We start from the raw sequence: 21,267 nt of genomic DNA on the forward strand, positions 1-21,267 counted from the left end.
GGCGAGTTGGGCGTTACAGGTGGCGTTTGCGGAAGAAGGGGTAGCCGCCAATCTCCAGCAGCTTGACCGAATCGCCATGGGGACGGCAGGACTCCAGGGCGCCAAAGCCCAGGAGGCCGTCGGGGGTGAGTTTCGCCGCCAGATGCGCCGTGCTCTCCTGAGCGCCGTTGAGGGAGAAGTAGATCAGCACGTTGCGGCATAGAATCAGGTCGAATTGCCCGCTGGGCAGCACCCCTTCGGCCAGATTGATGGGGACGAAAGCGACCATGTGGCGAATTTCGTCGTGCAGTTGAATCTCATCATCGAGCAGATGGAAGTAGCGATCGCGCAGCGCCTCAGGCAGGCCGCGCGTGGCTTGAAGCCCCATGTAGCGTCCCAATCGCGCCTGGCTCAGAGCGTCGGCGTCGATATCCCCGGCGATCAGTTCAATTTGATCAACATAGACTCGATCCAGCGGTCTTTGGCGCACATGCTCGCGCAGCAGCATGGCCACCGAGTAGGGCTCCTGCCCGGTGGAGCAGGCGGCGCTGAAGATACGCGCCTTCCCGGTGCGTTTGACCTTCTGAATCAGGCCGGGGATGACGTGGGTGCGCAGGGCGGCGTAGAAGGAGTCGTCGCGCAGCCAGCGGGTTTCGTTATTGGTCAGGCTGGAGATGAAACGGGCCTGGGCCTGGCCGTTGCGTTGCTCAAGCAGGGTGAGCAACTCTTCCGGGGTGCGCTGCTCCAGAGAGTCCACCAGCGCGGCCACGGCGCATTGCAACTGATAGCCCTTGCTCTCGGGCAGGTTGATTCCGGTCACCTTTTGCAGGCGCCTGTGGAATAGGCCATAGAGGGACTCTGTGAGAGCGGTATTCATCCGGGCGCCGCAAGAAAAGTGAGAATGGGAATTGGTGGACGAAAATAGAGGTGCTAACATCTGGTATGAACGGCAAACGTCAGCGCCACGGTGCAAGCATGGCGCACAATGGCGCCCAATGCAACAAAAAATTATCTTGACATGACGCGAGTTTGGCTGCTTTTGGGGTCTCTTTTGCAGCATGCTGTAGTCGGGCCAGGAGAAGGCAAAGGAGAACGGAAATGGTGATGCGTTCGTGCACCCAGTGTGATTGTCGTTATGATCCGGAAGAGCATAATCGCTGCCCTCAATGCGGCGGCTTCTCTCTGGCGTATAAATTGATTTTTCTGGCTGGTGCTATCCTGTTTATCGTGCTGACCTTCCTGGCGTTCTACTATTTTGAAAAGTAGAGGCGGAGCTGTTAGCTGGCTGTGATCGGCTCAATACGCGTCACCGTCACCTCCGGCCACACCGGATGCACGGCGGCGATGATCTCGCGCACGGCCAGGTCGATATCCTGGTGCTCCTCATAGGACTCCAGCGCCACCTCGGCGGCCATGCCGAACAGTGGCCATTCGCCGACGTCGTCCAGATAGGCTTTGGCCACGGCAAAGGCCCAGAACGGCAGGTCCAGTTGATCGCTCAGGCAGGCCAAATAGCGCTTGCGGTCGATCTCCGGACCATCTTCAATCACCACGCTCCAGCGCGCTTGCGGGCCATCGCTCCAGCTGGCCAGCGTCTCCGGGGCGGCGTTTTCGCCGCGCACCAGCCACAGGGTTTTGCGTTGCGAGGCGGTGGGCGCATCAATTGCGTCGTTCATGGGTTTGACCTCTCCTAAGGAGTGCAGGGATGCTTGATCCGATACCATACAAAAGCGAGTTCCCGTTTGCCCAGGGTTTGGTTTATCTGAATCACGCCGGGGTGGCGCCGATTCCCCAGCGCACCGCGCGGGTGATCATGGAGTTGGCCGACCACGCCAACCGCTACGGGGCGTCGCGCTATGACGAACTGGCGCGGCGGCATGAGCAGGCGCGGGCGGTGTGCGCGCAGCTACTGCATACCGAACCCGGGCGGGTGGCGTTTGCCCCCAACACCTCCGAGGCGCTGTGCTGGGTGGCGTTGGGCATGGCGTGGAAGCCCGGTGATGAGATCGTCACCACCGCCGCCGAATTCCCCTCCAACGCCATCATCTGGTTGGATATCGCCCAGCGCCATGGGGTGACGGTGCATCGCGTGCCGCTGGAGCGCGATGGTCGCGTCTCCACCGTACGCTTGCTGGAGCATGTGAATAAGCGCACGCGGCTGCTGTCGGTGAGTTCGGCGCAGTTCTCCAACGGCGCCCTGGCGGACCTGAAGGCGCTGGGCGCGGCGCTCAAGGATAGCGACGCCCTGTTTGTGGTGGACGCCATCCAGACTCTGGGCGCGTTGGATCTGGACCCCCATGCGCTGCACATCGACGCCCTGGCCGCCGATGGCCACAAATGGATGCTGGGGCCGGAGGGGCAGGGGCTGTTCTGGCTGTCGGACAAGGGCATGGCGCAGATCACGCCGCGCATTCTGGGTTGGCACTCGGTGGCCACGGCGGGCAATCATGACATTATCACCACCGAGTTGCGCGGCGATATGCGGCGGTTTGAGTCCGGCACGCCCAATTTGATGGGGGTGCTGGCCCTGGCCGAGAGCGTCTCCATGATCCTGGAGGCGGGCATGCAGACGGTGCAGGGGCGGGTGACGGCGCTGGCCACCGAGTTCGTGTGGCGCTTACGCCAGTTGGAGTGCAAGGTGCACACTCCGGTGGACGCCGACGGCGTGCCCGGCGCGGGCATCGTGGTGTTCTCCCATCCGCGACACCAGCCCGAGGCGCTGTCGCGCAAACTTGCCGCCCAGGGGGTGTATCACGCCCCGCGCGGCGCCGGGCTGCGCTTCGCCGCCCACTTCTATCAGGATGAGGATGATGTGGACGCCGCCATGGACGCCCTGGCGCGCTGTCTGTAATTGTCATCGGTATTCTGGCCATGCGCCGCATCGCCCTCATCGCCGAGTACGACCCCGCCTTTGCGCCCCATGTGGCCACCGAGCGGGCGCTGCAACACGCTGCCCGGGCGCTCGGGGTGGCGGTGGCGGGGGAGTGGCTCTCCACCGCCCATCTGGATGCAGAGGCGTTGCGGAATTACAGCGGCGTGTGGGTGGCCCCGGGCAGTCCCTATAAGAGCTTGGCCAACACCCTGGCGGCGATCCACTTTGCCCGTGAGAACGACATCCCTCTATTGGGAACCTGTGGCGGCTTTCAGCATGTGGTGCTGGAGATTGCGCGCAATCTGCTGGGGCTCAAGGACGCCGCCCACGCCGAGTATGACCCCTACGCCAGCACGCTGTTCATCTCACAACTGGCCTGCTCTCTGGCTGGGCGGGAGTTGCCTATCGCGTTGACGCCGGGAACCCGCGCGGCGGATCTGTATGGGGAGTTGGAGGCGGTGGAGGCCTATTACTGTAATTTTGGCCTGCATGCCGATGCGCTGACGGCGCTCAAGCGCGCGCCCATCGTGTTCAGCGGCGCCGACGCCGAGGGGGAAGCGCGCATTGTGGAGCTCCCCGACCACCGCTTCTTTCTGGCCACCCTGTTCGTGCCGCAAACCCGCTCCACGCCAGCGCAGCCTCATCCGCTGGTGATGGGGTTTGTGAGGTCTTGTATTGGATAGAAGGAATTGGAAAAATTAAGATATTGAGGGCTGCGCCCTCAAACTCCCCTAAGGTCAACAGCCACACCGTGGGGCGCCGCCCCACGCCCCGCTGGGGCCGCAGGCCCCAGACCCCGAAAAATCGGGCCATAAATGTCCCGATTTTCCACTTGGCGGCTTCTGCGTATTCAATCAGTTCTCAGCTTATCCTGCGCGTTTGAGCGCCTGGATGGCGTTCTCCAGTTCATTGAGGAATCTTGAACGGTCCTTCTTCTGGAATCCCGGGCCCGCGCCGCTGATCTCGCCCAGATCCCGCAGATGCGCGTTCAGCTCCCGCATGGAGAGCGCCATACCGATGGAGTCGGCGTCGAACGGCTTGCCGGTGTGGTTCAGCACCCGCGCGCCCCGCTCCAGACAGCGCGCCGCCAGCGGAATATCCCCGGTGATGGCGATATCCGTCGGGCCGATGTGTTCGGCGATCCAATCATCGGCCTTGTCCAACCCCCCGGGCACCACCTCCATGCGCGCCACCGGGCTGGGCGGAATGCGCAACCATTGATTGCTCACCAGAATCAGCTTGACCCCGTGGCGCTCGGCCACGCGAATCGCCTCCTGCTTCACCGGGCAGGCGTCGGCGTCCACATAGATGGTGATGCTCATCAGCCGCCGCTCTTTTTCACGCTGAACCCCTGCTGTTTCAAGTGGGTCATGACCTTCTCCACGTGGTCGCCTTGAATCTCGATCACCCCATCTTTGACCGTGCCGCCAGAGCCGCACTGCGCCTTGAGCGCCTTGCCCAGTTGCGCCAGAGCCAGTGGCTCCAGCGCCAGTCCGGCGATGGTGGTCACCCCTTTGCCTTTGCGCCCTTTGGTTTCGCGCCGCACCCGCGCCACGCCGTCGCCACTGGGGGCGGCGGCCTGTTTGCACACGCACTGGGCCTTGGGCTGGCCGCAGTCGGGGCAGACGCGGCCGGTTTCGGTGGAGTAGACGATGCCGGATGCGGAGGATTTGCGGGACATAAAGGCGCCATTTGAATTGTGCGAACGTCTACTCACATGAAACATACATTGCACAGAGTGTTCAATGTTTGCGTGACGTGTGCGGAGCTATAGCGAATCAAAACCAAAACTGTACAGAGCGACTAATGTTTGCGTGACGTCGGCGCCGCTTGCACTGACTATTGGCCGTCGACTGGTCGGCGGCGGGGTGTGGGGCGGAGCCCCACGGTGTGGTAGTTGATCTTGGGGAACTCGATGGCAAAGCCCTCGATATCTTATATCTCCCCAATCCCAATTCCAGATATCTCGTAGGGGAGAAATCACGCCTTCTTGACGAACTCCGATTTCAACATCATGGCGCCGATGCCGGTGATTTTGCAGTCGATGTTGTGATCGCCCTCGACCAGCCGATAGATCTTGACCTTGGTGCCGACCTTGGCGGTGGACGACGAGCCTTTGACCTTGAGGTCCTTGATCAGCGTCACCGTGTCGCCCACTTGCAGGCGATTGCCGTGGGCGTCGTTGACCACCAGTTCGTCATCGGCGGCGGCGGACTCGGCGCCGGGGCTCCACTCATGGCCGCATTCGGGGCAGATGAGCAGGTCGCCATCTTCATAGGCGAAGGTGGAGTTGCATTTGGGGCAGGGGGGAATGGCGGTGTCCATGGGTCACTATCCAAACGTGAGATGTTATCGATTCGGTTGGCGCAGGATGGCGGCAAAGCGCGCAGAACGCCAGGAACAATGCGGCGGAATGGGACCGCCCTGGTGATTTGATCGCACAGCTTTCGATGTCTGCTCTCACTGGCGCCAGATCGCTGGCGTCAGGTGGCGCCGCTGATCTGTTTGCCCGAATGCGCCTTATTCAGCACCCTCTCAGCGTCACCGATTCGGAGTAGAGTGGCGACAGGCGCGGCAGATCGTCGCCGCGATTGAGTTGATAGTCGGTCCCGCCGGTGCGCAGCAGACGTCCAAAGGGCAGCGTGTGGCCATTGAGGGTCTGCAGCGGCCAGCGCGACACCAGCGCGCGGTGGCTGAACAGAAACCGGCTCGCTATGCGCGGCCAATATTTTTTCACCAGCTCCGGTTTGTCCACGTCGATGACGTCAATGCAGGGGAGGTTGCGACAGCGGGCGGTGAAGAACAGCAGATGGGCGAATCCTGTTGCGGGTCCGCCGATGGCCAGTTGCCGCAGTCCATGACACCCCTGATGGTCCGAGGCGATGCGTTGTCGCGCGGGAGTGAGCCAGGGCAGAAACTCTTCCACCGATTCCGCAGCGCGCACGCCGCCGCCGGGGAGATAGGGCCGTGGCGCATGGGGAACAGCCAACACCTGTTGCGGATAGGGGGTGAAGCCGTAGGCTTTGAGGATCGCCTCCACTGTGGGGCTGGCCGAGTAGTTGGTGATAATGGATTCGCGCTGCTTGATCAAGCGCAGAAACAGCTTCATGCCCATCTGCCGGTAGGGCGGATCCACCACCCAGCTGGTCATGTTGCACACCGCGCGCGGGGTTTGGCCAATGCGCTGCTGGGAGTGGATGGCGCCGATGACGCCGCCGATGGCGCCGCTCTCATCCACCAACATATAGCCATGATTGGGGGCGCTGCGCTGCCACGGTTGTTGAAAACCGCGCAGCCAGTCGGCAGCGGTGCAGGCGGTGGCGAAGCGGTCGCTTAAGTAGGCGCAGACGCGCTCCAGATCATCCTGTTGAATCGGTTCTACCTGCATCAAGCGGGTCCGTTTGCCTGGCGCCAAGGGGCGGACCGGCGCGGGCGGCGGTCCGTGCGCATGGTTTCTCATCACGCGCGATCATGGGGCGATTATAGGCAACGCACAGCGTGAAATGAACCCCTGGCCAAGCGTGCGCCTCAGCATAAGCAGCGCAGTTTTTTCCCCGCCTGCGGGAACCTTGTCGATCCTATGAGGTTCCATCACTCAAAGCCCTTTTGCGGGACCATGGCGTTGCAAGCGCCTGATTGTGAAAGCGAGTCCGTATGAAAGCCGTTGGATGGTCATTGGAAAACAGTTTCGGCGCGTTGCCGGATCTTCTCTTCACCCCGCTGGCGCCCACGCCGGTGACGCGCCCCACCCTGGTGGCGCTCAACGCTCCTCTGGCCAAAGATCTGGGATTGGATTTCTCGACTTTGAGCGAGCAGGAGCAGGCGGAGCTGTTTACCGGCAATCGTCTGCCGGAGGGGGCGCAACCGCTGGCGCAAGCCTATGCGGGGCACCAGTTTGGCCACTTCACCATGCTTGGCGATGGCCGCGCCATCGTGTTGGGCGAGCAGACCACCCCCAGCGGCGCGCGGGTGGATATCCAGTTCAAGGGCTCGGGCCGCACCCCCTATTCGCGCAATGGCGACGGCCGCGCGGCGTTGGGACCGATGCTGCGCGAGTACATCATCAGCGAGGCGATGGCGGCGCTGGGCATCCCCACCACGCGCTCTTTGGCGGTGGCGGCTACCGGCGAGTGGGTCTATCGCGAAACCCCCGAGCCCGGCGCCATTCTCACCCGGGTGGCGGCCAGCCATCTGCGTGTGGGCACCTTTCAATATGTGGCCATGCGGCAGGATCTCAGCGCGTTGGCCAAATTGACCCAATACGCCCTGGCGCGCCACTATCCTGAGCGGCTGGGCGACGCCAATCCGGCGCTGAGTCTGCTGGAGGCGGTGATCGAGCGGCAACTGGCGCTCATCGTCGAGTGGATGCGGGTGGGTTTCATCCATGGAGTGATGAATACCGACAACATGGCCATCAGCGGCGAGACCATCGATTACGGCCCCTGCGCCTTCATGGACGCCTACCACCGCGAGACGGTGTTCAGCTCCATCGATCACGCCGGACGCTACGCCTATGGCAATCAACCCACCATCGCCAAGTGGAATCTGGCGCGTCTGGCCGAGGCGCTGTTGCCGCTTATGGACGCCGAGCAGAATCGCGCGGTGGCGCTGGCGGAAGCCGCCATCAGCGACTTTGTGCCGCGCTACAACGCCTTGTGGCTGCGCATGATGGGCGACAAGTTCGGCCTGGAGGGCGAAGAGGAGGGCGATGCGGCGCTGATTCGCGAGCTGCTCGACTGGATGCAGGATGAAGGCGCGGATTTCACCCGCACCTTCCACGGCTTGCGCGACGGCCTGCCGCTGGATGGCGAATTGGGGCAGGCGTTGTCGCTGACTGGGTGGCGCCAACGCTGGTTGGCGCGGCTGCAGCGCAATGCGGGCGGTTTGGCGGCGGGGCAGGCGGTGATGGCGCGGGTCAATCCGGTGGTGATTCCGCGCAACCATCGGGTGGAGGAGGCGCTGGAGGCGGCCTCCAAAGAGGGCGATCTGGGACCGATGCAGGCGCTGTTGGCGGCGTTGGCGCAGCCCTATGCGGAGGGGCCGGAGTTGGCGCGTTACCAGGAGTCGCCCAAGCCCGATGAGCGCGTCTACCAGACCTTCTGCGGAACCTGAAAGGCGATCGCCATCCGCAACCGATATACACAGAACGGCCAATGTTTGCGTGACGCAGGTGGAGCTTGCGCTGACTATTGGCCGCCGACTGGTCAGCGGCGGGGTGATTCGGGCCATCCATGGCCCTCACCCTTCGGGCTCGCTGCGCGAGTCCGATTTGGCAATCCTGCCAAATCGTCTGGGGGCCGCGCCCCCAGCGGCCACAGGCGAAGCAGTATCTCACAAAAAGGGCGGCGCCCCACGGTTTGGTTGTTGGGAGCTCGAGGGCGCAGCCCTCGATATCTTCCAGCGCCCATATGTTCGCTTTTGGATGCTAGCGACTATATATTCCCAATCATAAACCCAGCTTACTCACTCTCAGTTGGGAGAATCCTGACCTTATCGCCATCGCGCAGTTGATGCTGCCCGCGCGTCACATACGCCGCGTAGTCGGAGAGGTCCGTGGTGACGATGGCCGCATCGGCCTCCAGGTGGGCAAAGCGCACCGGAGTGAGATGGACCTGGGACTCCCCTTCACGCAACACATAGAGTTCGGCGTGCTGGCCCTCGGGCAGATGCAGCGCCGCCACCGCCACGCGATAGCCCACCGCGCGCTCCCGACTGGCCAGACGCGCGGAAAGACGCAACCCGGCGCTTAGTGGCGCAGCGGGCGCGCCCGTCAACGCCACGGTGGCCTCAAAAAAAGCCGCTCTCCTCACTGGCGCGGGCGATCTCCGTCACCCGGCCCGTCATCGGCTCGGCGCCCGGCAGGGTGGGGAAGGCGATGGCCACCGGCGCGGCGGGGTCCACCGCCGCCGCCTGCGCCGCCGTCAGGCGAATGGATGCGCGCCACGGCGCGTCATCGGCCTTGAAGGCGACAATGGGCGTGGTCACGGCGACCGGCCCCGGATGCTCGGCGTGGACCAGCAGAATGCGCCCGGCGGCGGGAGCGCGCAGGGTGTGGCGGCTCAGATGCTCCTGCGCTTCGCGCAGCGCCGTGCGCTGCTGCACCAGATTCAACTCCGCCTGATCCAACCGCTCCTGGGAGGCGATCTCCCGCTTCACCAGCGACTGCGCTCGCTTGAGCGCCTGTTCCGCCACCCGCAGCGCCTCCCGGTTCTGTAGCAGACGCTGCTGGGCGGTGAAGGGGTCGAGGCGGGCGATCACCTGCCCTTTGCGCACCGGCTCCCCGTCCTCCACCAGAATCTCTGTCATGTCGCCGCCGACGCGAAAAGTGAGCGCGCGCGGGCTCGGCTCCAGCGTGCCCACCGCGTCGATGCCGCCCGCCGTTTCGGTTTGGCTCAAGGGCAGAACCTCCACCGGGAACGGCGTCTCAGCGGCGCGCGCGGGGAGGGCGCACAGGGCGCAGGCGGCCAGCAGCGCGGCGGCCAGCAGCGGACGAGGATTATGCGGGATCGGCATCGGCGGAATCCTGGCTGGGGGCGGCGTCGTTGGGGACGGCGCGGAAGCGGGAGAAGAGGGTGTAGAGGGCGGGCACCAGGAACAGCAGCAGCACCGTGGAGCTGATCAGGCCGCCGATGATGATCACCGCCAGCGGCTTGAACATGCTGGTGCTCAGCGCCAGCGGGATCATGCCGGCGATGGTGGTGACCGAGGTGAGCAGCACCGGCATGAAGCGTTTGCAGGCGGCCTCGGCGGCCACTTGATCGACGCCCCAATGGGGATTCTCACGGCGGATGCGGTTGCCCTCTTCCACCATCAGAATGGAGTCGTTGACCACAATGCCCATGAGGCTGGCGGCGCCCAGGGCGGCGATAAAGGAGATGCTCTGACCGCTCCAGGAGAGCGCCCAGATGGAGCCGATGATGGAGAAGGGGATGGCCGAGAAGATGACGATGGGCTGCAGAAAGCTGCGGAACTGCAGCACGAACACCGCGAAGATCAGCGCAATCACCAGCCCGGTCTGCATGCCCAATCCCTGGAAGCTCTCCTGACTATCCTTCAGCGCGCCGCCCAGGGCGATGTTCACTCCGGCGGGCGGCGGGGCTTCTTTCTGTACGCGCTCCAGAATGCGCGCGCCCACCGTGGCGGCGTCCTCGCCGGGGTTGAGCCACAGATCGATCTCCACCTGCGGTTGGAAATTGACGTGGCGGATGTCGGTCTGACCGGGATCGAAACGCAGCGCGGCGACGTCGCTGGCGGGCACGCCATGGCCCTGGGCGTTACTCAGGGTGATCCCCTCCAGCACGCTCCACGGGGCCTGTTCAGGGATGGCCCACTTGAGCAGAATGGGGAAGCCGCGTCCGGTGTCGTCACGGTAGCGATCCACCTCCCAGCCATAGGTGAGCATGGCCGCCAATTGGTCAATGCGCGGTTTGTCCACGCCGCTGGCCAGGGCCTTCTGTTGGTTATGCATCAGGCGCAGGGTGCGGCGGCTGGGCAGCGCGCCGTTCTGAATCAAACGCGCATCGGCGGTTTGGTGGATCAAGTCGTCGATGGCGCGGCCATAGCGCAGCAGGGCGGGGTGGTCGGCGCCGGTCAGCTCGATGGTGAGATTGGACTTTTTGCGCCCGGCGGAGGCGGGGTCGGAGGTGGCGAAATTGAAGCGCGCATAGCGGCGCAGATCGTCCAACTCCCGCGATAGCCGCATCTGTAGCGCCACCAGACCGGGTTTGTCGTTGTGGGTGGTCTCCAGCAGGAACACCACGTCGCCGAATTCGTTGAGTCCCAGACTCACAAACGGATAGGAGCTCCCCACCATCACCGAGAAGCGCCGCACCTCGTCGTTGGCGCGCAGGCGCTCCTCAACCCGTCTGGCCAGGGCGTCGCGATCTCCATCCGTGGCGCCGGGAGGCATGGTGATGTTGATGGTCATGTTGGCGTCGCCGGGGTGGGGGAAGATCTCCACCGGCAGCGTTCCCATATGGTTGACTGTCACCATCAGGGCGCCGACAAAAAACGGGATGATGACCCAACGCAGAGCAGTGAGCTTGAGCACAATGCGCCGGTAGATGCGATCGCGAAACGGAATCAGCGCGTTGAGGAAGCTGGGCGGGTTGGGGATCCCCAGCAGCCTGCCGCGGGTGCCCATGGTGCTGAGCAGCAAAGAGGCGAAGGTGACCGCCATCACCAGGCTCGAGACCAGGCAGAGCCAGATGGTCACCGACAGGCTGCGCATGTAGATGCTGGCGTAGGTGTCCAGCAGGAACACCGGCGAGAACGCCAGCATGGTGGTCAGGGTGGAGGAGAACAGCGGCGAGATGGCCGAACTGGCGCCGCGAATGGCGGCGTGCTTGACGTCGTAGCCATGATAGGTGTTGAGCAGATAGGCGTTTTCGGTAATGACGATGCTGTTGTCGACGATCAGCCCCAGGGCGATGAGGAAGCCGGCGATGGTGACCTGCTGAATGCCGTAAGGGGTGAACGACAGCAGCATCAGCGAGGCCAGCAGCGCCAGCGGCACCACTGAACTGATGATCAGGGTCGAGCGCAGCCCCACCGCCAGCAACAGCACGCCGAACAGAATCGCCACCCCCTGGGCGATATTGCCCAGCAGGCCGGTGAGAGTGCGCTCCACATCGCGGCTCTGATCGAAGGTCCAACCGGCGTTGATCCCGGCGGGCAACTCCTGGCGCAGGGTTTCCAGCACCACGTCCACCCGCTGCTTAAGGGTGAGCATGTTGGCCTTGGGGTCGGCGGAGGCTTTGACGAAAATCGCCGCTACGCCGTTATCGCGGGCGTGGTAGTCGGCCCCCAGGGCTTGCGGCTCGATGCGGGCGATATCGCGCAGCGCCACGCTGTCGCCCTGGGCGGTGAGAATGCGCGTGGCGGCGATATCCGCCATGCTGTGATAGCGCTGTTCAGGGCCCAGAAGATGGAAGCTCTGCCCCACCAGATCCACCCGGCCGCCGGGGGGCTGGGCGTTGTCGGCGCGAATGGCGTCGGCTGCTTGCTGCGGGGTCAGGCGCAAATGGGTCATGGCCGCCGCATCCAGCGCCACCACGATATTCTTATCCGGGGTCAGGGCCTCCACCTTCTTCAACCCGTTGACCGCGCGCAAGCGCTCCTCGAGCACCCGCGCCCACTGCTGCATTTTCGCGGTGGGGGCGCTGTCTGAGGTGATGCTGAGCAGGAAGGGGGAGAGGAAGTCAGAGAAGCGCGCCAGCTCCAGGTGATACTCCAGCCCGGCAGGCAGTTGCGCGATGATCCGCGTGATGCGCGAGGTGATCTCGTCGCGCTGGGCGTTCAGGTCGGTTCCGAACTGGAACTCCAGATCGATCTTGCCGCGATTGTAGGTGACGTCGGAGGTGACCTTTTTCAGATCCGGCAGGGAGCGGAATTCCCGCTCCAGAGGCTTGAGCACCGAGTGCTGGAAGTCCCGCGGCGAGGCCCCGGGCAACGTCAGGTGGACGTCGATGATGGGCATGTCGGTATCTGGATCCTGCGCCACCGGCATGCTGAAGAAGGAGAGCGCGCCAAAGGCGATGGTCACGGCGATGATCAGCAGGGTGAAGTGCCGGTTCTCAATGATGAACTTGACGAACCGGTCGAGCGGACCGAAGCGGCTCTCCAAGGTCTCTTCTGGCATGCGATCGGTCGCTTATTCTGGCGGTGAATCCGGCGAGGGGCGCAGTCAACCTAGCAGATTTTGCAGGAGAAAGCCATCCAATGAGGTGGCCAACTCAGCCTGGCGGCGGTTAGGATGTCGCATGAATTCAGATTCTTGGGGAGGAGCGATATGGTCAATCTGGCGTTGATCGGCTGCGGCTACTGGGGGGCGAAGTATCTGGCCACGTTGACCGGGCTGGCGGATTGCCGACTGCGCTGGGTATACAACCGGCGCACGGTAATTGCGGCCTCTGCGTTGCCGCCTGGAGCGCGCTTCACCACCCGGCTGGCGGATATCCTCAGTGATGACGCGGTGCAGGGCGCCATTGTCGCCACGCCGCTGGCCTCCCATTTTGAGATCGCCCGCGCGCTGCTGCAGGCGGGTAAGGATGTGTTGGTGGAGAAGCCGTTCACCGCCACCGCTGCGCAGGCGGCGGCGCTGCGCGATCTGGCCGCTGAGCGCGGGCGCATCTGCATGGCGGGGCACATTCTCCTGTACAACCCGGCGGTGGATGCGGCGTTGGCGGCGATGCAGGGCGAGGCGGATTTTGCGCTGCGCTATATCCACTCCCGCCGCGCCTCCACCGGGGCGTTTCGTGCGGATGCAGACGTGGTGTGGAATCTGGCCAGTCACGACCTCTATCTGGCGCACTTTCTGGCCGGGGGCGCGGCGGCGGTGAGTGTGAACGCCCATGGCGCGGCGCTGGTGGACCCCGGGCAAGTGGATGCCGCCGATGTGGCGGTGCGCTACGCCAACGGGGTGCAGGCGTTGATCCATGTGAGCCGGGTGCAGCCGGGCAAGACGCGGGAGACGCTGCTGGTGGGTGCGCGGCGGCAGATCGTGGTGGATGACGGGCCGGAGAAAAGCGTCACCGCCCATGCGCTGGATGGCTCCCACGAACCTCTGGCGCTGCCGGTGGCGGAGTCGATGCCGCTGGCCAATCAGTGTCGTCACTTTGTGGATCGCATCGGCGACCGGCAAGCGCCGTTGTCGGATGCGGCGGCGGGGTGGGAGAACGTGCGCCAACTGGAGGCGGCGACGCGGGCGCTGCAGACGGGTCAGGAGCAGAGCCTCATGCAATGAGACCTCTGGGCAGAGGGGGGAAGCGCCTTGGGCAGAGCCTCAGCGCAGCACCCTCTTTTGTTTCTCAGAAGCCGGTTCCGCGACCGCTTCAAGCCGACTTGGCAGAGCGATCGGTCAACGCCAGCGCGCCGCGATAGAACAGATAGGTGGCGCCCATCTGCAGCACATGGAAGATATCATTGTTGTTGAAGTATTGGTGCAGGCTGAAGCCGGATATCTGCACCCCGGAGGAGACGAAGGTGAGCAGAATGCCGAGGCTGATGGCGGCGCTGCCGGGGCGTTTGCCGCGCAGCTGGCTGGCGCCGTGGAACCCCAGCGCCACCAGCATGGCGACGCCATAATCGCCGATGACCAGGAGAAACTCCCGCGAGATGCTGGTGAGGCCGATATAGATCGCCAGCTTGATCACCGCGATGGTGATCAGCAGCGTACGCCAACTGTCGGTCAGGTGCGAGAAGGCCAGCGACAGCAGCAGGAAGAAGCTGAAGCCGCCCATGGCCAGCAGGGTGGCCAGCCACAGCGCTTCGGCGGCGGTCTCGCCGAGCATGAGCTGAAAACCGTGCATGGTTCCGCCAGCGATGGCGGCCACGCTGCCGCAGGCTAAGGCGAGGAGCCACAGAACGCGCGTTTTGTGGCCCGCCAGTCGCGGCCACAGGCGCGCCAGAAGAAAAATCCCGAAGGCGGCCAGAATGTAGTCGGTGGCCATCACCGACGGTTCGCTCAACTGCATGAGACTCTCCTGGACTGTGTGCGTAAGCTATTGGGCGTCAAGGGGTTGCGGCGCGGCTCCAGAATGCGCCGCGCGCGCGCCGCTGTCACCCCCTCAAGCGAAACCGCCAAGCGGGCGAGCGCATCGCCAATCTCACGTGCTGGGTATCGGAGCGCCGGGAGTGAAGAGTGGCGAGTCAGCGCCGTCGAGGGCTTTCGTTGAAGCTGGGTTGTTGCGCAAAAGTCACTGATTTTAAAATAAAATTACCAGCATTTAACTGCGTGATCGCTGGCTGAAGGCAGAGAATTTCACCATGGAAACAAGAGCCTGTGAGGCCGTCATGATGGCGTCATTAAAAATTTACTAATAAGTATATTCAAAAATTCGCATTTACTGTTTACATCCCCCCGGATCTCCATTTTATACTGGATAGGAAGATTTTGGGGAAACCTCCGCGCGGGCCGATTGTCGGTCCATTCGCCCTCCCCAAAATATCGGTGGGAGAAGGGGTTATGGATGCAAACCGCGCCGTGTTCGCCTCAGCGATCACGCTGTTCCTGTTCTGGCTGCTGCTCTCCGGCTCCCTGGCGTGGGACGTGCTGCTGATCGGCGCGCTGGCCTCTGCGCTTATCGCGCGTTTGATGCCCGCCAGCCTCTCGCCGTTGACGGAGTTCCGCGCCACCCCCGGCGGCGTCATCGCCGCCGTGACCTTCCTGTTCGTATTCCTGTGGGAGTTGGTCAAGGCCAACCTGCGTCTGGCGCGCATTGTGTTGACGCCGTCGCTGCCCATTGCGCCCGGTTTCGTCAAAGTGCGCACCAAACTCACCAGCCGCATGGGACGTCTGCTGCTGGCCAACGCCATCACCCTGACGCCCGGCACGCTGACCGTTGAACTGGACGGCGAGTGGCTCTTCATCCACTGGGTCACCGCCCAGGCCGACGACGTGGAGGCGGCCACCGCCGCCATCGTCACCGGCTTTGAGAAGCACCTGGAGGCGATGTATGGCTGACCTGCTGATTCCCGTGGCGGGCGTGTTGATCGCCATCGCCCTGCTGCTGGCCCTCTACCGCTTTGTCTGCGGCCCCACCACGGCGGACCGCATCGCCGCGTTTGACGTGGCCACGGTGGCCTCCATCGGCGGCATTGCGCTGATCGCGCTGCTGGCCGAGCGGGCGATCTATCTGGACGCGGCCCTGGTTTACGGGCTGCTCTCCTTCCTCGGCGTCATTGTGGCGGCGCGTTATCTGGATCGGGGGTTGTGATGTTGACCGATATCGGCGCCGTGTTGATGACCCTGGGCGCGCTGTTCCTGCTGCTGGGCGGGTTGGGGCTGGTGCGCATGCCCGATCTCTACAACCGCATTCAGGCGGGGACCAAAGCCACCACCCTGGGGCTGATGTTGCTGCTTATCGGGGTGGGCTTCCTGCACCCGGATTGGTGGAACAAGCTGTTGCTGCTGGGGCTGTTCCTACTGTTCACCAACCCGCTGTCGGCGCAGGTGCTGGCCCGTGCGGCCCACCGCAGCGGCGTGAGTCCCGCCCCGCAGACGCGGGTGGATCGTCTGGCCGAAGCCACGGGAGAGGAGCCATGAGTTCCCTGATGCTCGCCATCGCCGCATTTACCGTGCTGGCGATGCTGGCGGCGGCGCTGATCGCCACCTTCAGCAAGAGTCTGTCGGCGTCGATTCTGGCCGCCGGACTGGTCAGTCTGCTGGCCTCGGTGCTGTTTCTGGTGCTGGCTGCGCCCGACGTGGCCATGACCGAAGCGGCCATCGGCAGCGGTCTGACCACTTTCCTATTCTTTTTTGTGCTGGCCCGGGTGCGGGGAGGCGACAATGACTAACCGCATCGCCGTGATCGTGCTGCTGCTGGGGTTGGGCGGGGTGTTCGCCAATCTGCTGATGGGCTACGTCCCCGACGCCGACCTCAACCGCAGCGGCGCCTACTACGCGCAGCACACCGCCGCCGAGACCGGTTCGGCCAACGTGGTGACCGCCATCATCGTCACCTATCGCGGCCTGGACACCCTGGGCGAGGTGACGGTGCTGTTCCTCACCGCCGCCATCCTCGGTCTGGCGCTGGCGCTGGAGAGTCGGCCCCAGGCCGCGCCGCGTCCGCCCAGCGGCGAGCTGCTCACCACCGGATCGCGCCTGCTGGCGCCGCTCATCGTGTTGTTCGGCGTCTATGTGTTCTTGAACGGCCACCTGACGCCGGGCGGCGGCTTCCAGGGCGGCGCGATTCTGGCCTCGGCCACGCTGCTGCTGCTGCTCACCGATCCGCTCAAGAAGTTCGGCCATGGGCTGATCTCGCGGGTGGAGTCGGGCTCCGGCTTCTTCTACGTGAGCATCGGCGTGCTGGGCATGGTGCTGGCGGGGGGCTTCCTGGATAACCGCATTCTGCCCCTGGGGACCTTTGGTTCGCTGCTGTCGGCGGGGGCGATTCCGCTGATCTACAGCCTGATTGGATTGAAGGTGGGGGCGGAGTTCAGCTCCATGCTGGCCAACCTCGCCGACACGGAGGAGCGCAAATGATCGCCAAAATCGCCATGGCCTCGGGCTTTGCGCTGATTCTCATCGGTCTCTACGGCGCCCTGACCCATCGCAACATGCTGCGCATGATCGTCTCCTTCACCATCGCCAGCACCGGCGTCAATGTGGCGCTGGTGGCGGTGGGGTGGATGCTGGGCCGCACCGCGCCGATTCTCGACGCGGCGGTTCCCGTCACTGAGGCGCTGCAGCGGGTGATCGACCCGGTGCCGCAGGCGTTGGTGCTGACCGCCATCGTCATCGGTCTGGGGGTCACCGCGCTGATGCTGGCCTACGCCTATCGGCTGCACGCCACCAAAGGCGGTTTGGACATCACCGACCACACGGAGTTGAAATGGTGAGCGCCATCCTGATCATCGCCGTCGCGCTGGGCGCGGCGTTCTTCCTGGGGCTGATGCCCGCCCGCGCCGAGGGCGCGGCCTACCGGGTGATGCTGGCGGCGCTGGCCGTCATGGGACTCATCGCGGGCGGCTGCGTGTGGCTGTTCGCCACCAGCAACGCCGCGCCGGTGGACATCCGCACCGCAGGCTTCCAGCCGCCGTTCTCCATCAATTTGCGCATGGGGCTGAGCGAGGCGGCGCTGTCGCTGACGGTGATCCTTACCGCGCTGCTGTCGGCCATCGCTTTGAGCGAGCCGCTGCAACGGTTGGGACGGCGCGCCATGGCGGTGCTGCTGATTCTCACCATGGCGCTGTGCGGCGTCATCGCCACCCGCGACATCTTCAACCTGTTCGTCTTCTTCGAACTGGTGGTGATCGCCACCGCCGGGTTGGTGCTGCTGTCGGCGGACTCCCGCGCGCTGACCGCGGGCTTCAAGTATCTGATCGTCTCCCAGGTGATCTCCATCTTCATGCTGGTGGGCATTATCTTCGTCTACCATGCGGGCGGCAGCCTGAATATTGACGACCTGCACAGCGTCGGCATGATGGGCGGCGTGGCCAAAGGCGCGGCGCTGGCCTTCTTCCTGCTGTTCATCGCCGTGGTCACCGAACTCAAACCGTTCCCCGCCAACGGCTGGGCGCTGGATCTCTACGAATCGGCCCACCCGGCCTTCTCCGCCATCTTCTCGGTGGCGTCGGGGGCGGCGGCGCTGTTTGCGGCGGACAAGATGCTGCTGCTGGGCGGGAGCGGCTGGACCATGGCGGCCACCGCCATCGGCCTGTTCAGCTTCGTCGGCTCCAACCTGTTCGCCCTGGCGCAGCGCGCCGACCGCCGCCTGTTGGGCTACTCCTCCATCGCCCAGACCGGCCTGCTCTTGGCGGTAATGGCGCAGCGCGATCTGCTGGGCGACAAATTCCTGTATGTCATCGGCGGTCTGCTGGTGGCCCATGGGGTGGGCAAGGCGGGTCTCTACTGGCTCTCCGCCCTGGTCAAAGGGCGCGAACTGCGCGACTGGGCGGCCCTGCGCCACAGCCCGTGGCTGATTCTGGCCTTTGTCACCTTCGCCGCGCTGCTCATCGGCCTGCCGCCGTTCCCCGGCTTCTACGCCAAGTGGGATCTGATGCACCTGCTGGCCGCCGACGGGCGCTATTGGATGATGTTCCTGATCCTGGCGGGCGCGCTGCTGGAAGCGGTCTATCTGATGCGCTGGTTCGGCGCCATCATCAAGGGCGACATGGGAGCCGACAAGCCCGAAGCCGACAGCGGCGCCGCCTTCGTGGTGGGCGCGGCCATCGCGCTGGGGTGGGGGCTGGGCTATCTGTGGGGCGAGCTGTCTGGTTACGGCAACCCGCTGCACACATTCCCGCTGCTGTTCGCCCTGGCCTTTGTGGTCCTGGAGCGCTTCCCGGTTGCGCTGAAGAACACCCTGGCCATCGCCGGATTGGTCGCCTGGTTCGCCAGTCGCACCATCTACTACGATCCCATTCAGATGATCTTCGGCGCGGTGATGCTGATTGGCGGCGCGCTGACGCTGCTGGCCAGCTACCATGTGAAGGGTCAGCGCATCGGCTTCTATCCCGGCGCGATGCTGATGTATGGCGGTCTGGCGCTGCTCATCGAAGCCCACACCAGCTTCGACTTCTTCGTCGCCTGGGAGCTGCTCACGGTGGGCTCCTACTTCCTGATCCTGCGCGGCAAGGAGTCCGAGCCCCACGCGCTCTCCTATATTCTATTCTCCCTGGGCGGCGCGTTCGCCATTCTGGCGGGCTTCGCCATCGCCGGGCAGGGCAATGCGGCGCTGCCCATCGCGGCGCTGGGTTCGGTGCCGACCACGCTGGCCCCGGCCATCTTCATCCTGCTGGCGCTGGGCTTCATGACCAAAACCGCCTCCATCGGTCTGCACATCTGGCTGCCGGGGGCCCACGCCGAGGCCGAGACCGATGTGTCGCCCATGGTGTCGGGGATTCTGCTCAAGGCCGGTCTGTTCGGCATCCTGATCCTGTTGCTCAACATGGGCAAACAGCAGCTCTATGGGGTGGAGTTGACCCACGTGATGCTGTGGATCGGCGGTCTGTCGGCGCTGCTGGGCAACCTCATGGCGATCTTCCAGGAGGACGCCAAGCGTCTGCTGGCCTATTCGTCCATCGGCCAGATGGGCTATGCGCTGTTCGGTCTGGCGCTAATGAACCATCTGGGTTGGCTGATGGCGCTGATGTTTGTCATCGGCCACTTCGTCTACAAAGCGATGCTGTTCCTCTCCGTGGGCGGCGTGGCCAAGATGACCGGCACCCGGCAGATGTATCGCATGGGCGGGCTGGTCAAGTTGATGCCGCTCTCCTTCATCGCCGTGCTCATTGGCATCATCGCCGTCTCCGGTTTGCCGCCGCTGACCGGCTTCGCTGGGCGCTGGATCTTCTACAACGCCATTCTGGACGCCGATACCCGTCTGCCCATGCTGCTGATCTTCCTGGCCGGGCCCATCGCCTTCCTCTACCTGTTCCGCCTGATCTATACGATCTTCCTGGGGCAGTTGAAGGATGAGCATCGTCGGGTGAAGGATCCGGGCTTCTGGATCATCGCCCCGCAGATGATCTACGTGGCGATTCTCATGGCGGTGGCGATCTTCCCGGGTATGGCGCTGCGCAAGGTCAACGCCTTCCTGAAGACGATCTTCCCCGACGGCGGGTTGACCTGGAATCCGTCCGCTGCGGGCGATCTAGGGACCACCATCAGCAGTCAGTTCGGCTACTGGAACCCCATCGCCATCATGTGCATCGTCGCCGGGATCTTCGGCACGGTGTTCGTCATTCTGGTGCTGGCCAACCGCCGTGCGCAGAAGGTGGGGCAGTTCAATATCGCCTTCGCCGCCGAGCGTCCGTACCGGCCCGAGACCACCCACTTCGCGTGGAACTTCTATGCGCCGTACCGCAAGGCGCTGGGCTTCCTGGTGCAGCCCATCGCCACCGGCTTCTGGAACTGGATCAGCGATGCGCTGCACAGCAGTGCGCAGATTCTGCGACGCATCTACACCGGCAACGGACAGACCTACGCGCTGCACTACGTGGCTTACGTGATGTTCGTCTATCTTTTGACTGTTGGCGCCTGAGCAGGGGGAACGGATATGGGCTTCGAGTGGATCAAAATCCCCTACGCGCTGTTGACGCTGTTCATCGTCATCAACTTCGGCATGTTGATGCACGCCTTGGTCTACAAAATCACCGCGCGGGTGGCGGGGCGCTATGGCATTCGCATCTGGCAGCACTACGCCGACCTGCTGAAGAACTTTGGCCTGCGCAGCTCCATCACCCACGGCGTGATGTACTACCTGGGGCCGGTGTTCCGCCTCTCCGGCGGCATCGGGCTGCTGCTGTTCACGCCGACGATTTTCGGCTCGGAGATGTTCTCTAACTTCTCCTTTGCCGGGGACTTGATGCTGGTGCTCTACTTCGTCTTCTTCGGCATGCTGGGCATGGCGCTGGGGGCGGGCGAGAGCGGCCATCCGTATGCGGCCATCGGCATCACCCGGGGGCTGTCCCAGGTGACCGCCTCGGAGCTGCCCATGGCGCTGGCGGTGTTCGCGGTGGCGTTGCAGTATCAAACCCTGCACATCCCTGATATCGTCGCCGCCCAGCAGGGCGGAGTGTTCAACTGGACCCTGTTCACCAATCCGCTGGCGGTGGTTGCGGCCATGCTGTCGCTGTTGGGCTCGCTGATGCGTCCGCCGTTCGACGTGGTGCTGGCGCCCCAGGAGATCCCCATCGGCCCGCCCACCGAGTACCACTCCACCTATCTGGCGCTGATGCAGACCAACCGCATGATCTTCTCCATCGCCAAGATCATCGTCTACATGAACCTCTTCTTTGGCGGCGCGACCAGCTGGCCGGAGCTGTTCATCAAGGTGTTCTGCATCTACATGTTCGCGGTGATCATCGGCGTGGGCTTCCCGCGCTTCCGCGTGGAGCAATCGATTCTCTGGTTCCTGCTGTGGGCCACCCCCATCGGCGTGTTGGCCCTGCTGCAGGTGTAGGCCGCGCGG

Annotated in this window: 23 protein-coding genes; 13 read left to right on the forward strand and 10 right to left on the reverse strand. The window is 64.0% G+C overall.

Going from position 1 to position 21,267, the window contains the following annotated elements; translation table 11 throughout:
• Positions 1-13 precede the first annotated feature (13 nt).
• On the reverse strand, positions 14-799 hold the full coding sequence (locus tag MAIT1_RS10135; RefSeq protein WP_158089418.1) for a CheR family methyltransferase: 786 nt from the start codon (positions 797-799) through the stop codon (positions 14-16).
• Positions 800-1,077: 278 nt separating this feature from the next.
• Here MAIT1_RS10135 and MAIT1_RS21830 point away from each other — a divergent pair, with 278 nt between their 5' ends.
• Positions 1,078-1,245 (forward strand): DUF8122 domain-containing protein, encoded by a 168-nt coding sequence (locus tag MAIT1_RS21830; RefSeq protein ID WP_158089419.1) that lies wholly within the window; start codon positions 1,078-1,080, stop codon positions 1,243-1,245.
• Positions 1,246-1,256: 11 nt separating this feature from the next.
• Here MAIT1_RS21830 and MAIT1_RS10140 read toward each other — a convergent pair whose 3' ends face one another.
• Entirely contained in the window at positions 1,257-1,655 is a 399-nt protein-coding gene (locus MAIT1_RS10140) for a hypothetical protein (RefSeq protein ID WP_085442165.1), read from the reverse strand.
• A 29-nt stretch (positions 1,656-1,684) separates the two neighbouring features.
• On the opposite strand from MAIT1_RS10140, the gene MAIT1_RS10145 reads away from it, so the two are divergent.
• Positions 1,685-2,830 (forward strand): aminotransferase class V-fold PLP-dependent enzyme, encoded by a 1,146-nt coding sequence (locus MAIT1_RS10145; RefSeq protein WP_085442166.1) that lies wholly within the window; start codon positions 1,685-1,687, stop codon positions 2,828-2,830.
• Between the two features lie 20 nt (positions 2,831-2,850).
• Positions 2,851-3,534 carry a CTP synthase C-terminal region-related (seleno)protein gene (locus MAIT1_RS10150; protein WP_085442167.1) on the forward strand — a complete coding sequence of 228 codons (684 nt, stop codon included), beginning with the start codon at positions 2,851-2,853 and terminating at the stop codon, positions 3,532-3,534.
• A 183-nt stretch (positions 3,535-3,717) separates the two neighbouring features.
• Here the strand turns inward: MAIT1_RS10150 and MAIT1_RS10155 are convergent, their stop codons facing one another.
• From MAIT1_RS10155 to MAIT1_RS10170, 4 genes are all read right to left on the reverse strand, one after another.
• Positions 3,718-4,173, reverse strand: a complete 456-nt coding sequence (locus MAIT1_RS10155; protein ID WP_085442168.1) for a YaiI/YqxD family protein — start codon at positions 4,171-4,173, stop codon at positions 3,718-3,720.
• Positions 4,173-4,532 (reverse strand): translation initiation factor Sui1, encoded by a 360-nt coding sequence (locus tag MAIT1_RS10160; protein ID WP_085442169.1) that lies wholly within the window; start codon positions 4,530-4,532, stop codon positions 4,173-4,175. The genes MAIT1_RS10155 and MAIT1_RS10160 overlap by 1 nt, the downstream gene beginning before the upstream one ends.
• A gap of 299 nt (positions 4,533-4,831) precedes the next feature.
• Positions 4,832-5,176 (reverse strand): zinc ribbon domain-containing protein YjdM, encoded by a 345-nt coding sequence (locus tag MAIT1_RS10165; RefSeq protein WP_085442170.1) that lies wholly within the window; start codon positions 5,174-5,176, stop codon positions 4,832-4,834.
• Between the two features lie 199 nt (positions 5,177-5,375).
• Complete coding sequence (locus MAIT1_RS10170; protein ID WP_143814771.1) at positions 5,376-6,239, reverse strand: hypothetical protein; 864 nt, start codon at positions 6,237-6,239, stop codon at positions 5,376-5,378.
• A gap of 266 nt (positions 6,240-6,505) precedes the next feature.
• Here MAIT1_RS10170 and MAIT1_RS10175 point away from each other — a divergent pair, with 266 nt between their 5' ends.
• Positions 6,506-7,963: a protein adenylyltransferase SelO gene (locus tag MAIT1_RS10175; RefSeq protein ID WP_085442172.1), complete on the forward strand. Its 1,458-nt coding sequence runs from the start codon at positions 6,506-6,508 to the stop codon at positions 7,961-7,963.
• A gap of 347 nt (positions 7,964-8,310) precedes the next feature.
• On the opposite strand, the gene MAIT1_RS10180 is transcribed toward MAIT1_RS10175, so the two are convergent.
• Genes MAIT1_RS10180 through MAIT1_RS10190 form a run of 3 tightly spaced genes read right to left on the reverse strand, consistent with a single transcriptional unit; the run spans position 8,311 to position 12,491 of the window.
• Entirely contained in the window at positions 8,311-8,631 is a 321-nt protein-coding gene (locus MAIT1_RS10180) for an efflux RND transporter periplasmic adaptor subunit (RefSeq protein ID WP_085442173.1), read from the reverse strand.
• A gap of 7 nt (positions 8,632-8,638) precedes the next feature.
• Positions 8,639-9,364, reverse strand: a complete 726-nt coding sequence (locus tag MAIT1_RS10185; protein WP_085442174.1) for an efflux RND transporter periplasmic adaptor subunit — start codon at positions 9,362-9,364, stop codon at positions 8,639-8,641.
• Positions 9,348-12,491 (reverse strand): efflux RND transporter permease subunit, encoded by a 3,144-nt coding sequence (locus tag MAIT1_RS10190; RefSeq protein ID WP_085442175.1) that lies wholly within the window; start codon positions 12,489-12,491, stop codon positions 9,348-9,350. Before MAIT1_RS10190 ends, MAIT1_RS10185 begins: the two co-directional genes overlap by 17 nt.
• Positions 12,492-12,641: 150 nt before the next feature.
• Between MAIT1_RS10190 and MAIT1_RS10195 the strand changes: the two genes are divergently transcribed.
• Positions 12,642-13,595: a Gfo/Idh/MocA family protein gene (locus tag MAIT1_RS10195; protein WP_158089420.1), complete on the forward strand. Its 954-nt coding sequence runs from the start codon at positions 12,642-12,644 to the stop codon at positions 13,593-13,595.
• 88 nt (positions 13,596-13,683) lie between these two features.
• Here MAIT1_RS10195 and MAIT1_RS10200 read toward each other — a convergent pair whose 3' ends face one another.
• On the reverse strand, positions 13,684-14,325 hold the full coding sequence (locus tag MAIT1_RS10200; RefSeq protein ID WP_085442177.1) for a DUF6962 family protein: 642 nt from the start codon (positions 14,323-14,325) through the stop codon (positions 13,684-13,686).
• A 491-nt stretch (positions 14,326-14,816) separates the two neighbouring features.
• Here MAIT1_RS10200 and MAIT1_RS10205 point away from each other — a divergent pair, with 491 nt between their 5' ends.
• From MAIT1_RS10205 to MAIT1_RS10240, 8 genes are read left to right on the forward strand one after another with little or no spacing between them, the layout of a single operon-like run.
• Entirely contained in the window at positions 14,817-15,314 is a 498-nt protein-coding gene (locus MAIT1_RS10205) for a Na+/H+ antiporter subunit E (protein WP_085442178.1), read from the forward strand.
• Positions 15,307-15,567, forward strand: a complete 261-nt coding sequence (locus MAIT1_RS10210; RefSeq protein ID WP_085442179.1) for an MrpF/PhaF family protein — start codon at positions 15,307-15,309, stop codon at positions 15,565-15,567. Before MAIT1_RS10205 ends, MAIT1_RS10210 begins: the two co-directional genes overlap by 8 nt.
• Positions 15,567-15,896, forward strand: a complete 330-nt coding sequence (gene mnhG, locus MAIT1_RS10215; protein ID WP_198947878.1) for a monovalent cation/H(+) antiporter subunit G — start codon at positions 15,567-15,569, stop codon at positions 15,894-15,896. Before MAIT1_RS10210 ends, mnhG begins: the two co-directional genes overlap by 1 nt.
• Complete coding sequence (locus tag MAIT1_RS10220; protein WP_085442180.1) at positions 15,893-16,147, forward strand: Na(+)/H(+) antiporter subunit B; 255 nt, start codon at positions 15,893-15,895, stop codon at positions 16,145-16,147. Before mnhG ends, MAIT1_RS10220 begins: the two co-directional genes overlap by 4 nt.
• Positions 16,140-16,835, forward strand: a complete 696-nt coding sequence (gene mbhE / locus MAIT1_RS10225) for a hydrogen gas-evolving membrane-bound hydrogenase subunit E (RefSeq protein ID WP_085442181.1) — start codon at positions 16,140-16,142, stop codon at positions 16,833-16,835. Before MAIT1_RS10220 ends, mbhE begins: the two co-directional genes overlap by 8 nt.
• Positions 16,832-17,191 carry a sodium:proton antiporter gene (locus MAIT1_RS10230; RefSeq protein ID WP_085442182.1) on the forward strand — a complete coding sequence of 120 codons (360 nt, stop codon included), beginning with the start codon at positions 16,832-16,834 and terminating at the stop codon, positions 17,189-17,191. The genes mbhE and MAIT1_RS10230 overlap by 4 nt, the downstream gene beginning before the upstream one ends.
• The gene (locus tag MAIT1_RS10235) at positions 17,185-20,337 is read left to right on the forward strand and encodes a proton-conducting transporter transmembrane domain-containing protein (protein WP_085442183.1); all 3,153 of its coding nucleotides are present in this window, start codon (positions 17,185-17,187) and stop codon (positions 20,335-20,337) included. The genes MAIT1_RS10230 and MAIT1_RS10235 overlap by 7 nt, the downstream gene beginning before the upstream one ends.
• A 15-nt stretch (positions 20,338-20,352) precedes the next feature.
• Positions 20,353-21,258, forward strand: coding sequence for a respiratory chain complex I subunit 1 family protein (locus tag MAIT1_RS10240; RefSeq protein ID WP_085442184.1), 906 nt, complete (start codon positions 20,353-20,355; stop codon positions 21,256-21,258).
• Positions 21,259-21,267 lie beyond the last annotated feature (9 nt).

The sequence above is a fragment of the Magnetofaba australis IT-1 genome (genome assembly GCF_002109495.1).
Classification (GTDB): Bacteria; Pseudomonadota; Magnetococcia; order Magnetococcales; family Magnetococcaceae; genus Magnetofaba; species Magnetofaba australis.

Coding starts and splice junctions, on each gene's coding strand:
- MAIT1_RS10185 (WP_085442174.1), bottom strand. CDS start 9,364: ATGCCGATCCCGCATAATCCTCGTCCGCTGCTGGCCGCCGCGCTGCTG.
- MAIT1_RS10240 (WP_085442184.1), top strand. CDS start 20,353: ATGGGCTTCGAGTGGATCAAAATCCCCTACGCGCTGTTGACGCTGTTC.
- MAIT1_RS10175 (WP_085442172.1), top strand. CDS start 6,506: ATGAAAGCCGTTGGATGGTCATTGGAAAACAGTTTCGGCGCGTTGCCG.
- MAIT1_RS10150 (WP_085442167.1), top strand. CDS start 2,851: ATGCGCCGCATCGCCCTCATCGCCGAGTACGACCCCGCCTTTGCGCCC.
- MAIT1_RS10170 (WP_143814771.1), bottom strand. CDS start 6,239: ATGCAGGTAGAACCGATTCAACAGGATGATCTGGAGCGCGTCTGCGCC.
- MAIT1_RS10235 (WP_085442183.1), top strand. CDS start 17,185: ATGGTGAGCGCCATCCTGATCATCGCCGTCGCGCTGGGCGCGGCGTTC.
- MAIT1_RS10145 (WP_085442166.1), top strand. CDS start 1,685: ATGCTTGATCCGATACCATACAAAAGCGAGTTCCCGTTTGCCCAGGGT.
- MAIT1_RS10165 (WP_085442170.1), bottom strand. CDS start 5,176: ATGGACACCGCCATTCCCCCCTGCCCCAAATGCAACTCCACCTTCGCC.
- mnhG (WP_198947878.1), top strand. CDS start 15,567: ATGTTGACCGATATCGGCGCCGTGTTGATGACCCTGGGCGCGCTGTTC.
- MAIT1_RS10220 (WP_085442180.1), top strand. CDS start 15,893: ATGAGTTCCCTGATGCTCGCCATCGCCGCATTTACCGTGCTGGCGATG.
- MAIT1_RS21830 (WP_158089419.1), top strand. CDS start 1,078: ATGGTGATGCGTTCGTGCACCCAGTGTGATTGTCGTTATGATCCGGAA.
- MAIT1_RS10210 (WP_085442179.1), top strand. CDS start 15,307: ATGGCTGACCTGCTGATTCCCGTGGCGGGCGTGTTGATCGCCATCGCC.
- MAIT1_RS10155 (WP_085442168.1), bottom strand. CDS start 4,173: ATGAGCATCACCATCTATGTGGACGCCGACGCCTGCCCGGTGAAGCAG.
- MAIT1_RS10195 (WP_158089420.1), top strand. CDS start 12,642: ATGGTCAATCTGGCGTTGATCGGCTGCGGCTACTGGGGGGCGAAGTAT.
- mbhE (WP_085442181.1), top strand. CDS start 16,140: ATGACTAACCGCATCGCCGTGATCGTGCTGCTGCTGGGGTTGGGCGGG.
- MAIT1_RS10230 (WP_085442182.1), top strand. CDS start 16,832: ATGATCGCCAAAATCGCCATGGCCTCGGGCTTTGCGCTGATTCTCATC.
- MAIT1_RS10160 (WP_085442169.1), bottom strand. CDS start 4,532: ATGTCCCGCAAATCCTCCGCATCCGGCATCGTCTACTCCACCGAAACC.
- MAIT1_RS10190 (WP_085442175.1), bottom strand. CDS start 12,491: ATGCCAGAAGAGACCTTGGAGAGCCGCTTCGGTCCGCTCGACCGGTTC.
- MAIT1_RS10200 (WP_085442177.1), bottom strand. CDS start 14,325: ATGCAGTTGAGCGAACCGTCGGTGATGGCCACCGACTACATTCTGGCC.
- MAIT1_RS10140 (WP_085442165.1), bottom strand. CDS start 1,655: ATGAACGACGCAATTGATGCGCCCACCGCCTCGCAACGCAAAACCCTG.
- MAIT1_RS10205 (WP_085442178.1), top strand. CDS start 14,817: ATGGATGCAAACCGCGCCGTGTTCGCCTCAGCGATCACGCTGTTCCTG.